This window comes from Psychromonas aquimarina ATCC BAA-1526 (genome assembly GCF_000428725.1).
GTDB lineage: Bacteria > Pseudomonadota > Gammaproteobacteria > Enterobacterales > Psychromonadaceae > Psychromonas > Psychromonas aquimarina.
The window spans coordinates 105507-118906 of the sequence record NZ_AUAM01000016.1; the positions used below are offsets into that span (position 1 = coordinate 105507).

Genomic DNA, 13400 nt, shown 5'->3' on the forward strand with positions numbered 1-13400 from the left:
TTGTACTGCTGTAACCAGCAGCTTTAAGCTGCATGGATGAATAGAAATTTATCGGATACTGATAATATATAACAGAGTGAATTATGTTTAAATTCATACTAAAAAGAGTTCTTGAAGCAATACCAACTATGTTGATATTGATTACTGTCTCTTTCTTTTTAATGCGCTTTGCGCCGGGTAGTCCGTTTTCTAGTGAGCGCACGCTGCCGCCGCAGGTGATGGAAAATATTAATGCTAAATATGGTTTAGATAAACCTGTTTTTGAACAGTATACAACCTATTTAACTAATGTTATTCAGGGGGATTTAGGTCCTTCATTCAAATATAAAGACTTTACAGTAAATGAACTGGTGTCTGCCGCTTTACCGGTTTCTGCTAAAATCGGCTCCGTTGCGTTTGTTTTTGCCGTTGTTTTTGGTGTTGCAGTGGGTACGATTGCCGCCTTGCGGCAGAATACCTGGCTGGATTACAGCGTGATGTCCACGGCAATGCTCGGTATTGTTATGCCCTCCTTTGTGTTAGCCCCTGTACTTATTTATATCTTTTCTATTAATTTAGGCTGGTTCCCTGCGGGCGGCTGGCTCGACGGATCAATACAATATATGGTACTGCCGGTACTGGGCATGTCGATGCTTTATGTGGCAACTTTTGCGCGTATTACCCGCGGCAGCATGATTGAAGTATTAAACAGTAACTTTATTCGTACCGCGCGTTCGAAAGGTCTTAGTTATTCCTACATTGTTTTAAGACATGCATTAAAACCTGCAATGCTGCCGGTTGTTTCTTATATGGGACCTGCTTTTGTGGGTATTATTACGGGCTCCGTGGTAATCGAAACTATTTTCGGTTTACCGGGTATCGGCAAGCTGTTTGTTAATGCCGCTTTTAACCGCGATTATTCATTAGTAATGGGTGTAACCATTCTAATCGGCTTCTTATTTATCGTATTCAATGCCATCGTCGATATCCTGCTGGCTTATGTCGATCCAAAAATTCGCTATTAAAGGACGGATCTTATGTTAACAAATAAACAAAATTTAGATGCGCTCGATAAATTCAGTGAAAATTTAGAAATCGAAGGCCGAAGCCTGTGGCAGGACGCGCGCATCCGCTTTATGCGTAATAAAGCCGCTATGGTGAGTCTGGTTATTTTATTTCTTATTACTCTCTCGGTTATTTTAGTACCTATGCTTAGTGAGTTTGCGTTTGACGATACCGACTGGTACGCCCTGCATGAAGCACCTTCTGCTGTGCATCTGTTTGGTACCGACAGTCTTGGACGAGATCTGTTTGTACGTACCTTTATCGGCGGACGAATCTCGCTGATGGTAGGGGTATTAGGGGCATTAGTCGCCGTGGTAATCGGTACAGTTTACGGCGCTACATCGGGTTTTATCGGCGGAAAAACGGATCGCGCCATGATGCGTATTCTGGAAATTCTGTATTCGATTCCGTTTATGTTTCTGGTGATTGTATTAGTTACCTTTTTCGGCCGTAATATTATTCTTATCTTTGTTGCGATCGGCGCAATCGCCTGGCTTGATATGGCGCGGATTGTCCGCGGTCAGACATTAAGCCTGCGCGGTAAAGAGTTTATTGAAGCCGCCCATGTATCGGGCGTCAGTAAATGGAATATTATCAGACGTCATATTATTCCAAATGTATTAGGTATTGTTGCAGTTTATTCAACGCTGCTGGTACCGAGCATGATCCTGACGGAATCTTTCCTTAGTTTCTTAGGACTTGGCGTACAGGAACCGATGACCAGCTGGGGGGCACTGCTGCAGGAAGGATCGCAGACAATGGAAGTGGCTATCTGGCAGTTAGGTTTCCCGGCCGCATTTATGGTTATCACTCTATTCTGTTTTAACTACATTGGTGACGGTCTGCGTGACGCGCTTGATCCGAAAGACAGATAAAGGAAAGTAAAATGAGTTTATTAAAGGTAGAAGATCTGCGCGTCGAATTTACCACCCAGGATGGTGTGGTTACCGCAGTGAATGATTTAAATTTCTCTCTGCAGCCGGGTGAAACACTGGGTATTGTAGGTGAGTCAGGATCAGGTAAGTCACAGACTGTGTTTGCGCTGATGGGGCTGTTAGCAAAAAACGGGATTATTTCCGGCAGTGCAAAATTTGAAGGTAAAGAAGTCCTTAATCTTCCTGAAAAAGCATTAAATAAAGTCCGTGCCGAGCAGATTGCGATGATTTTCCAGGATCCGATGACCTCGCTTAACCCCTATATGAAGGTCAGTGCGCAGATGATGGAAGTCCTTATTCTGCATAAAGGCATGGGCAAAAAAGAGGCCTTTGAAGAGTCGGTTAAAATGCTGGAAGCGGTTAAAATCCCTGAAGCTCGGGCGCGTATTGATATGTATCCGCATGAATTTTCCGGCGGCATGCGTCAGCGTGTAATGATTGCAATGGCACTTTTATGCCGTCCGAAACTGCTGATTGCCGATGAGCCGACGACGGCACTGGATGTGACTATTCAGGCGCAGATTATGGATCTGCTTAACGAGTTAAAACATAAGTTTAATACCGCAATTATTATGATCACCCATGATTTAGGGGTGGTTGCCGGAAGCTGTGACAAAGTGCTGGTTATGTATGCAGGAAGAACCATGGAATACGGCTCTGTGGATGATATTTTTTACAAACCGAGTCATCCCTATGCAGAAGGGCTGTTAAAAGCAATTCCGCGTATTGATACAGAAGGGGAGATACTGCCGACTATTCCCGGTAACCCGCCGAATCTGCTTAATCTGCCGCCGGGCTGTCCTTATCAGGACCGCTGTCATCGTGCATTTGACCGCTGTTGTGAAGAGTCCCCTGAACTGACAGCATTTGCTGACGGCCGCTCTCGTGCCTGTTTTTCTGAATGGGAGTCCTGGTAATGGAAGCCGAAAAAAAATTAATTCTTGATATTAAAGATCTGAAAGTACATTTTACTATTCCTTCTAAGTCTATTTTACCCTGGGCAAAACCTGCGAAGCTGAAAGCAGTTGACGGTGTCAGCATACAGCTGTTTGAAGGTGAAACACTCGGTGTGGTAGGCGAGTCCGGCTGCGGTAAATCAACTTTAGCACGTGCCATTATCGGTCTGGTTGAATCAACGGAAGGCAGTGTGATGTGGCTGGGCGACGATCTGACTCAGCTGGATGACAAGGTGATGCGCCTTAAGCGTAAAGAGATTCAGATGATTTTCCAGGATCCGCTGGCATCGTTAAATCCGCGTATGAGTGTTGGTGACATTATTGCTGAACCGCTGCGTACCTTCTATCCGAAATTAAGCAAGGCAGAAGTTAAAGAGCAGGTCAAAGAGATGATGGATAAAGTAGGTTTATTACCGAATGTAATAAACCGCTATCCTCATGAATTTTCGGGCGGACAGTGTCAGCGTATCGGTATTGCCCGTGCGCTGATTTTAAAACCGAAAATGATTATCTGTGATGAGCCGGTTTCTGCTTTAGATGTATCGATTCAGGCGCAGGTAGTTAATCTGCTCAAAGAGTTACAGAAAGAATTAGGTTTGAGTCTGGTATTTATCGCCCATGATTTGTCGGTAGTTAAACATATCTCTGACCGGGTGTTAGTGATGTATTTAGGTAATGAGGTGGAGTTTGCAGAGTGTAAAGCTTTGTTTGATGATCCTAAGCATCCTTATACCAAGGCGTTAATGTCTGCTGTGCCGATTCCTGATCCTAAACTGGAGCGTGGTAAAAAAGTTGAGATGCTCGAAGGCGATCTGCCTTCGCCGATCAATCCTCCTTCTGGTTGTGTTTTCCGTACCCGCTGCCCGCAGGCTGATGCCGGATGCGCGCAAAAGCGTCCGCAGCTGCAGGGCGGTTTTGAGCATGCAGTTTCCTGCTTGAAAGTTACCATGTAAACATTCTGCTTTAGTTTATCCGGCAGTGAAAATCAGGCTGCCGGGTATATTACTGCTGTTTTTATGATTATCTGTTAATTTATGAGCAGATAAGCCCTGCTGTTATTCTTCACTTGGTGATTTAATTAACCAGGCGCATATATTAATGGTCTGCTCCTATATTTTTTTCTCTACCTGTTGTTAGCCTTTGTTTTTAAAGGTCAAAAGATAGTAAATCACAAAGATCAGACAAACAGATTGTGTTTGTGATTACTATTACGGTTTACGCCTGCAGCTCAATAGTGGTACGGATATCAACTCTTTAATGAATAAGTGCTGACACAGAGATCTTTTTTAGATATCTTAACAGGTCAATTTTACAAGGACTGTTTAGCTTAAAGCATACTGAATTTTATATGACTGAATTATTTAATCGACAAAAAGTGAATTATTACCTTGGCGCTATTCTGCTTGCCTTTCTGATAACTGGCGCTGTCTTGATAATGACGCAAACTGCCGGTCAGCTGGTTGTTAGGTCGGTAAATATACTGCTGCTGACTTTGTCACTGTGTATGTTTTCCACCGCATTTTACGATTTTAAAATATACAGAAATTCACCAGTACGTAATATCAAGATAACGACAGCCGTTTTATGGGCTGTAACTGCCGTGCTGATAATACTCTATCTTATACCTGAGCTGGCTGATTACCGCCTGCCGTTGTCCAGCTCATTATTGTGGATTTTTGCCAGTACTATTCTTCATTCTGTGCTTAATTACCTGAGTGAAAGAAAACTGGAAAAGTTTGATTTTTATAAAGTGAATGAAGCGCAACCGGAGTCCATTGATATTTCAGAGGTGATGCTGCAGAAGAAGGAGCCGACGAAGCAGGTTATAGATGAAGACGGTCTTGATCCTATGGTTCTTTTTGATGTTGAAAACAGCGGTGCTCAAGAGTTTATTGAAATTCGTCAAATTGACAGTATAGATAAACTTGCTGATTATTTATCGGATCTTGATATTCGCGTTGAACCGCTTGGCACCCCGATTGCCGGGGTGGTTATTATGGAAATGTGTTTTAATGAAGAAAAAGGTTATTACCGTTTTTCTGATCTGCAGGAGTTTGGCGGCGAGCTGGGTAAATTAGATATTGATTTTGCTTTTCCGAGAGAACTGCAGGAGCTTCCTGTGCTGGTTGAAACTGCACTGCGCAGACTGCTCAAGGATAATCCCGGCGAATCGGTACAGAAAATCAATGTGCCTAATTATCAGGCTATGCATAAATTCTATAGTTATGTACAGCGTTTACAAAGACCGGAAAACCGCAGTATTGATTATCTGGCCTGTCATCAGGGCATTTTGAATATCTGTAATTCATCCTATGTAGAGCTTTATGACTGTAACCTGCAGAGCACGTTAACTTCATGGGTGAATGATGAGGGCTTGATTCGTACAGATCAGCTGGGAGCTAACGGTTTAACTAAACTTGATGATAAGGACAGGGAATGGTTCTATATTGATCTTCCTTATTCGGAGTGCCGCTTAGCCGATATAAAAATTGTAAAAGAATTTCAGGATAAAGATTGTATTAAACTACATTTCATTTTAGCTGAGCTGATTGACGGGCAGTTAACTGAGAATAAAAGCGGGCGGAGTCTGTTGATGCGCGGCGATAATATCAGTATAAAAAATGAAGAGCTTAGTGAAGCTGAGCTTCTTTCTGTTGCTGATTATTTTGCTGAAAAAACTGTGCATCCGTTTTAATCTTTATAATAATTAATGAAAATAACTAAAAGCCCGTTCTAGCGGGCTTTTAACCTTTCTAAACTAATACCATTTCAAAGGTGGTGTTCTGATAGTGCTTGTGCAGGTCTGTGATGATCTGCTGTTTGAACTCAATGGTTTTTTCGAAACCCAGTTTATCAATATGCGCCGCACTGAGATAGGCAATAACCAGATAGCTGCTGCCTGTTTTTGATATATAGTCATCAACCAGCATCTGCTCTGCACTAAGATATTTACTTAAAATCTCCTGAATATGCTTCTTCTCAGCCCGGTTCTGAAGTGTCCCGCCGGCAAGTTCAATAAAAGAATGATAGGTAAGCTCAAAGGGCATTTTGCCGATAACCAGACAGAGTATAAGCACTAGGATCGCATCGCCGATATAGTTTATAAAACCAAAACTGCTTTGCGGATCTATAAAACTAATGAGTACTGCAGCCGCTCCAATACCGGCTGACATCATACCGTCAACCATAGAGCCGGCGCTTTCTGCACGTAACAGGGAGCTGTGGTTATTAACTTTTTTATTCTGCAGTTTGTAAAAAAAGGATGCGCTGAAGCATAAGGCGCTCATTGCCAGGCCGTAAAGCATCATTACGTCCGTATTAACCATACTGATCTGACTGCCGTCCAGAAAGTGAACTATTTTGGACAGGTTGCTGGTAACGGCAACCAGCAGCAGGCCGATAATCATCAGGCCTTTGACTAATGAGTAAAGGGCTTCGAAGACAAACTGCCCGAAGGGAAACAGCTTGCTTCGCTTTGATTTAACGGCTGCTATTCTGATAGCGACTAGTGTTGAAACTACAGTAATAAATGAATAATTTCCGTCCAGCAGCAGAGCTTCTGAGCCGGACAGAAAATAAGCATACCAGCCGGAAACAGCCATAATCAAGTTGATCACAGCCCCCGCGATTAATGCCCGTTTTTCAATTTTTTTTATGTCCATTCTAGTATCTCCTTAGCTCAGAGGCTCCAGTTACCTGAAACCCCCAGTCCTTTAGTCTTCCTGTTTTTTGGCTGCTTCACGCATTTTCTGCATCATGGTATAGAAGACAGGGACTAATACAGTTGCCAGAATAACCGAGGCCACCATGCCGCCTAATACTGCATAACCTAAGGATTTACGGCTTTCTGCACCGGCGCCGCTGGCTAATACCAGTGGAATAACACCTAATACAAATGACAAACCTGTCATTAATACCGCTCGGAAACGTAAGCGTCCGGCTTCGACAGCCGCATCGATAGTGGACTTTCCGGATTCCCTAAGTTCTTTAGCAAATTCAACAATCAAAATTGCACTCTTACTGGCCAGGCCGATCAGCAGTACCAGACCAATTTGTGCATATAGATTAAGTTCGACTCCCATAATCGCCAGATAAGTAAATGCACCTAATATGGCCAGGGGTACAGACAGCATTACCGCCGCAGGAATTGTCCAGCTTTCATACTGTGCGACTAAGAACAGATAGGTAAAGACAAATGCCAGGGCAAAAATAAACGGTGCTAAATTACCAGCTTTTAATTCCTGATAGGTCTGTCCTGTCCATTCATAGCTGTAACCGGAGGGCAGTTCAGCCGTTGCCCGCTCTACAGCTGCAATCGCATCACCGGTACTAAAACCGGGGGCTGGAAAGATATTAATATCCGTCGAGTTAAACAGGTTATATTGTTTGACCGATTCCGGACCTAATATCGGCGTGATTTCGATCAGCGTACTTAGCGGCACCATTTCGTTATTTTTGGTACGGACATAAAACCGGTTAATATCTTTTTCGCTGTTTCTGAACTGACTGTCAGCCTGGAGCATCACATTAAAGACTTTACCAAAACGGTTAAAGTCATTGACGTAATAACCGCCTAGGTTGGTCTGCAGGGTATTGAATATTACCGACAGCGGGATGCCTAAATCTTTGGCTTTCTTGCGGTTAATATCGACATACATTTGCGGTACATTTGAGCGGAAGTTACTGAATGAAAAGGCGACTTCCGGCAGACTGTTAAGATTGAGAATAAATGCGCCCATTACCTGAGACAGTTCTTCCGGGCTGCGGCCCTGAGTATCCTGCAGGACAAAGGACAAACCGCTGGTTGCCCCTAAGCCTGGAATGGAGGGCAGGGCAAAGGCCATTACTTTAGCGCTAGGCAGAGTATTAAATTTTCCCTGCAGACGCGCGATAACTGCACTTTGATGCATATTTTTTTCGGAACGCTCTTCCCAGTTATCCAGGGTAATAATTAACAGCCCGCCGTTTGATGCGACTGAGCCGGTCATAATACTAAAGCCGCTGACATGAATAACATCTGCAACACCGGCTTCCTCGCGGGCTATGCTGACTAGTTCATCTATGACTTCTTCCGTTCGGTTCAACGATGCGCCGTCGGGTAACTGAATATCAACCATAAAAGATTTTTTATCTTCAACGGGGATAAAGCCTGAAGGAGTCGTGTTGGCTAAGGTAATCAGGCCGACCATTAAAACACCGAAAACAACACCGACTAATAATAAACGACGTACTAGAAAACTAACCAGCGAGGTGTAACGCACCGTTAATTTGTCGAAGTAGGTGTTAAACAGGAAATGAAAACCTCTGCTCTGTTTTTTCGGTTTTTTCAATAAAGTAGCGGCTAAAGCCGGGCTTAAGGTTAACGCATTTATCGATGAGATCAGTACGGAAATACAGATAGTAATGGAAAACTGCGCGTACATCTGTCCTGTGATGCCCGGCATAACGGCTGTCGGTGCAAACACGGCAAGTAATACCAGTGTTGTTGCGATAACCGGGCCGGTAACCTCTTTCATTGCTTTTTCAGTGGCCTCAACGGGAGATAAACCTTCATCCTCCATTAATCGGGTAACATTTTCGATAACCACGATGGCATCATCGACCACAATACCGATTGCCAGTACCAGGGCAAACAGTGAAATGGTATTAATGCTCATTCCGATGGCGAGCATAAATGCAAAGGTACCAATCAGAGATACGGGTATGGCAATAGCCGGAATAAGTGTGGAGCGGACATCCTGAAGAAACAGGAATACAATAAAAATAACCAGCGCTACCGCGATAAACAGTGTTTCTACAACCTCTGTAATAGAAGCACTTACCGCTTCTGTTGTATCGTAAGCAACAATACTTTCAATACCTGTCGGATAATTTACAGAAAGGCGTTTCAGCTCTTTTTTTATCGACTCGGCAACATCGAGTGCATTCGCGCCGGGAGACTGATAAACAGCGATGATAGCAGAAGGTTTATGATTGAATTTACCTTCAGCATCATAGCTGGCTGACCCTAGTTCAATTCGGGCAACTGCATCTAAATAGACTTTTGAGCCGTCAGGGTTGGCACGGATCATGATTTCTGCAAACTCTTCGGCGCTTTGAAAGCGTCCTTTGGTCTGCAGCGAGTACTGGAAGCGCTGGTCTTTTGAGGTAGGGGATGCACCGATACGGCCGGCTGCTACCTGGATATTCTGTTCGCGGATTGCGCTGATAACATCTTCAGTGGTGACATTTAAATCAGCCATCTGGTTCGGATTTAACCAGATACGCATTGCATAATCCATTGCACCGATTATCTGTACTTTTGAAACACCCGGCTGACGTGCTAATGCGTCTTTAATATTGATATTGGCATAGTTGGTTAAAAACAGAGAATCGAAGGATTCATCGGGTGAGTTTAAATTTGCGACCAGGAGCATGCTGGAAGAGACTTTGTCTACCGAAACCCCTGCCTGCTGTACTTCGGCAGGCAGACCTGCCATCGCTTTGGTGACACGGTTCTGTACGTTTACCTGCGCCATATCGTCATTCGTGCCAACAGCAAAAGTGATGTCCAATGAATAACTGCCGTCATTGGCGCTGCTGGAAGACATATAAAGCATATCTTCAACACCGTTAACCGATGATTCAATTGACTGGGCAACGGTGGCTTTTACTGTTTCTGCATTAGCCCCCCGGTAACTGGTGCTGACACTGATCTGCGGCGGAGCAATTTCAGGGAATTCTGCAACCGATAACATCGGAATAGAAAGAAGGCCCGCGAGTGTTAATACAATTGAAATAACAAATGCAAACTTAGGGCGGTGAATGAAAAACTGACTGATCATAATGGCCTCTATCGTTATTTAGTTTCTACTGATGCAGAAAAGGGTTTATCGGTAGATTCTGTTGTTTCTACTTCGATACCAACTCGTACTTTCTGCAGGCCGTCAATAATGATTTTTTCACCGACTTTTACACCTTCAGTGACTTCCCAGCGTACATCATAACGGGCGCCTAGTTTGACCATGCGTTTTTCAACTTTATTATGCTCATTTACCACTAATACAAAACGGCCCTGCTGTTCTTCCTGTACCGAGGCTTGTGAAATCAATATTACAGACTCAGCATCAGGTAATCCTATTGTCAGGTTGGTATACTGGCCGGGCAGCAGAAGCTTATTGGGGTTTGGAAACACGGCACGGATCGCAAGAGTACCCGTGCTTTGATCAACCCGGTTATCAATAAAGTCGATTTTTCCCGGCTGGTCGTAGTCAAGCTGTTCGCTTAACTGGATTGTCACTGTCAGATCATCAGTTTGAATGGTTTGTGCTCCATCAGCAAATGACTGGCGGGCATTGGTTAACTGTTTCTCTGCAATTTGAAAGTTAACCCAGACAGGATCTAACTGCACCAGGGTTGCAAGTTCCAGGTTATTAGCTGTGACAAGATCACCGATACTTACCTGCGAACGACTGATTCTGCCGGAAATAGGAGCCAGAATTCTGGTATAGGATAAGTTTAATTCGGCTGTATCCAGTGCCGCCTGATTAATCGCTACATCTGCCTGGGTCTGATTCATCTGCGCAGTTAATTCATCAATATCCATTTCTGATATTGCGCCGGTTTTACTTAGTTTAGTACCGCGTTCCCAGCGGTTTTTGGCAATTTTAAATGCTGATTTTGCATGGATTAAAGAGGCTTTCTGCTGTTCTACTATGGTAACGTAAGGCCTTGGATCGATTTCAAATAACAGCTCACCTTTATTGACATCATCACCGCCGGTGAAATGACGTTTTAACAACGTGCCTTCAACCTGTGCGCGAATTGAAACATCCTCAGTTGCTTCAGTACGGCCGATAAATTCCATCTGCGGTTTAATACTGCTTTGTGAAACGGTTTCCACAACCACATGGGGTGTCGGAGCCTTAACTTTTTGAATTTTGGCATCTTCACAACCGATGATCGAAGTAAAAAAGAGCAGGCAGAGACTGGCTTGTGAAAAGCGAAGCAAAGAAAAAGTCATAATGGGTAAATCCTTATGCAGTTAAGTTGTTAAGTGATTAATCTGCGCCTTATTCCATACCTGCCGCAGTCATTCTTTGAATATTTACAGAAGCTTAATATATGTTATTTTTGCAGTTATAGTAATAAGTTAGAAGCGTTAATGCGCTGTTCTACTTCTTTTTATATAGTAATATAGACTTTGTGCTGCTGTCGACATGGTGCTTGGTCAGTTAAAAAGAAGCTTTGTTCAATTTTATCGTTTATTTCACAAGTTAAAGTCTGTCGGCTCTGACAAGCCGCGCATAAAAGTAAAGAAACTATGAGTTTAAGGGAATAACTTAGAAGAGGCGGGATAATAATTATAAAAATTCGTTACTAGAACGGAAGGTTGTTAATTAAAGATATTTCTAGTAAAAAATGGTGGAGCTATGCGGGATCGAACCGCAGACCTCCTGCGTGCAAGGCAGGCGCTCTCCCAGCTGAGCTATAGCCCCATATTCGGGTTGGGATTGTTCTGTAGAAATGAACAGGACGCATAATATGCGTCCTGTTTTATTTTGTCAATTCAATATGTTAAAAAAATCTTCTATTTTAATTATTGCGCGACTTCACGTGCAGCAATGAACTCTAAAGCACGAGAAATACGTGTTATGCTGCGTTCTTTACCGATTAAACGAAGCGTAAGATCTAAAGAAGGAGACTGACCTGCGCCGGTAATTGCAACACGCAGCGGCATACCGACTTTACCCATACCTACTTCCAGCTCTTCTGCGGTATCCTGAATAATCTGATGCAGAGCTGCATCTGTCCAGTTATCTGCAGCCTGCAGTTTCTGCTGAACTAAAGCAAGTGCATCTTTTGCAACCGGGCGAAGATGTTTCTTGGCAGCCGCCGCATCAAACTCTTGGTATTCCTCAAAGAAGTAACGGCTTGATGCTGCTAAATCAACTAATGTTTTAGCACGCTCTGAAAGTGCAGTAACAATTTCAGGCAGAGCAGGGCCGTTACTTGTATCAATTTTCTGCTCATTCATATGCCATTCAAGGTGCTCGGCAACATAAACAGGATCAAGCGTTTTAATATAGTGCTGGTTTAACCAGACTAATTTATCAGTATTAAATGCAGAAGGGGCTTTATTGATTGCATCTAATGAAAACAGATCAATCATCTCCTGCTCTGAGAAGATTTCCTGGTCGCCGTGTGACCAGCCTAAACGTACCAGATAGTTTTTAAGTGCTTCCGGCAGGTAACCTTCATCACGGTACTGCATTACTGAAACTGCACCGTGGCGTTTCGAAAGTTTTGCGCCGTCATCACCTAAGATCATCGCTACGTGTGCGTATTCCGGTAATGGTGCGTTTAATGCTTTTAAGATATTAATCTGACGCGGTGTATTATTAATATGATCTTCACCACGAACAACGTGGGTAATACCCATATCCCAGTCATCGACAACTACACAGAAGTTATAAGTAGGTGTACCGTCGGTACGCTGAATAATTAAATCATCAAGCTCAGTGTTGGCAAATTCGATATGTGAGCGAACATGATCATCAAACTTAACAACGCCGCCTTTCGGATTTTTAAAACGAACAACAAAAGGCGCTTCTGTATCTGTCGGCGGAAGATCACGACATTTACCATCGTAACGGGCCGCTTCTCCAGCTTTCTCCTGCGCTTCACGCAGTTCATTAACACGTTCTTTTGAACAGTAACATTTGTATGCTGTACCATCAGCAAGCATTTTTGTGATTATCTCACTATAACGATCAAAACGTTTTGTCTGGTAATAAGGACCTTCATCCCAAGTTAAACCCATCCATGTCATGCCTTCTAAAATAGCATCAACGGCTTCTTGAGTTGAACGTTCGAGATCCGTATCTTCAATACGTAATACAAACTCGCCACCCTGGCTTTTTGCGTGTAACCAAGAGTAAAGCGCAGTACGAGCGCCACCAACGTGTAAATAACCAGTAGGGCTAGGGGCAAAACGCGTTTTAACTGTCATTAAGAAATATCCTTTATATATAAGCTCGGAAATAATGCGCGTATTTTAACGAATACCGTCCTAATTACATTAATTATTTCGATTTAATCACACTAAGCTGCTTAATAAATGTAAAAGGCAGCAATAAATAGGCTAAGATTGCCTGCTGTTTGAGCAGTCGAACATAAAACATGGTTTTTATTATAAAAATGGCTTGACTGAAAAAGGGCGGTCCCTATAATACGGCCCACACAACGACGCGGTCATTCGTATTGTTTGTGAAATTTAAAGATAAGCGGTTAGTGCCGTTTCGCTTCGAGCTTGCTCGATGCCTTTAAATATTAAAGATGCGATTAGCATAGTTAATAAATAGGGGAGAGCGTGCTCGAACTTATTAACTTTTAAAGATGGGCGATTAGCTCAGTTGGGAGAGCACCGCCCTTACAAGGCGGGGGTCACTGGTTCAAGCCCAGTATCGCCCACCATCTTTAACTT

General features: G+C 43.3%; 9 protein-coding genes and 2 tRNA genes. 6 read left to right on the forward strand and 5 right to left on the reverse strand.

Annotation, left to right across the window (positions count from 1 at the left end; all coding sequences use genetic code 11):
* The first annotated feature begins 83 nt into the window (after positions 1 to 83).
* From oppB to G337_RS0107310, 5 genes are all read left to right on the forward strand, one after another.
* A complete protein-coding gene (oppB, locus tag G337_RS0107290) occupies positions 84 to 1004 on the forward strand; it encodes an oligopeptide ABC transporter permease OppB (RefSeq protein ID WP_028863309.1) in 921 nt (306 codons plus the stop codon).
* A 12-nt stretch (positions 1005 to 1016) separates the two neighbouring features.
* The gene (oppC, locus tag G337_RS0107295; protein ID WP_028863310.1) at positions 1017 to 1919 is read left to right on the forward strand and encodes an oligopeptide ABC transporter permease OppC; all 903 of its coding nucleotides are present in this window, start codon (positions 1017 to 1019) and stop codon (positions 1917 to 1919) included.
* Positions 1920 to 1930: 11 nt separating this feature from the next.
* Positions 1931 to 2896, forward strand: a complete 966-nt coding sequence (gene oppD / locus G337_RS0107300) for an oligopeptide ABC transporter ATP-binding protein OppD (RefSeq protein ID WP_028863311.1) — start codon at positions 1931 to 1933, stop codon at positions 2894 to 2896.
* On the forward strand, positions 2896 to 3888 hold the full coding sequence (gene oppF, locus G337_RS0107305; RefSeq protein WP_028863312.1) for a murein tripeptide/oligopeptide ABC transporter ATP binding protein OppF: 993 nt from the start codon (positions 2896 to 2898) through the stop codon (positions 3886 to 3888). Before oppD ends, oppF begins: the two co-directional genes overlap by 1 nt.
* 395 nt (positions 3889 to 4283) lie before the next feature.
* Positions 4284 to 5630, forward strand: coding sequence for a hypothetical protein (locus G337_RS0107310; RefSeq protein ID WP_028863313.1), 1347 nt, complete (start codon positions 4284 to 4286; stop codon positions 5628 to 5630).
* A gap of 58 nt (positions 5631 to 5688) precedes the next feature.
* Here the strand turns inward: G337_RS0107310 and G337_RS25780 are convergent, their stop codons facing one another.
* The 5 genes from G337_RS25780 to gltX all read right to left on the reverse strand — a co-directional run bounded on the left by G337_RS25780 (position 5689) and on the right by gltX (position 12926).
* Positions 5689 to 6597: a cation transporter gene (locus G337_RS25780; RefSeq protein ID WP_051303052.1), complete on the reverse strand. Its 909-nt coding sequence runs from the start codon at positions 6595 to 6597 to the stop codon at positions 5689 to 5691.
* A gap of 51 nt (positions 6598 to 6648) precedes the next feature.
* The gene (locus G337_RS0107320) at positions 6649 to 9759 is read right to left on the reverse strand and encodes an efflux RND transporter permease subunit (protein ID WP_028863314.1); all 3111 of its coding nucleotides are present in this window, start codon (positions 9757 to 9759) and stop codon (positions 6649 to 6651) included.
* A gap of 14 nt (positions 9760 to 9773) precedes the next feature.
* Positions 9774 to 10937 (reverse strand): efflux RND transporter periplasmic adaptor subunit, encoded by a 1164-nt coding sequence (locus G337_RS25785; RefSeq protein ID WP_051303054.1) that lies wholly within the window; start codon positions 10935 to 10937, stop codon positions 9774 to 9776.
* Positions 10938 to 11336: 399 nt separating this feature from the next.
* Positions 11337 to 11412 (reverse strand) — tRNA-Ala (locus G337_RS0107330).
* A 101-nt stretch (positions 11413 to 11513) separates the two neighbouring features.
* A complete protein-coding gene (gene gltX / locus G337_RS0107335; RefSeq protein ID WP_028863315.1) occupies positions 11514 to 12926 on the reverse strand; it encodes a glutamate--tRNA ligase in 1413 nt (470 codons plus the stop codon).
* A gap of 388 nt (positions 12927 to 13314) precedes the next feature.
* On the opposite strand from gltX, the gene G337_RS0107340 reads away from it, so the two are divergent.
* Positions 13315 to 13390 (forward strand) — tRNA-Val (locus tag G337_RS0107340).
* Positions 13391 to 13400 lie beyond the last annotated feature (10 nt).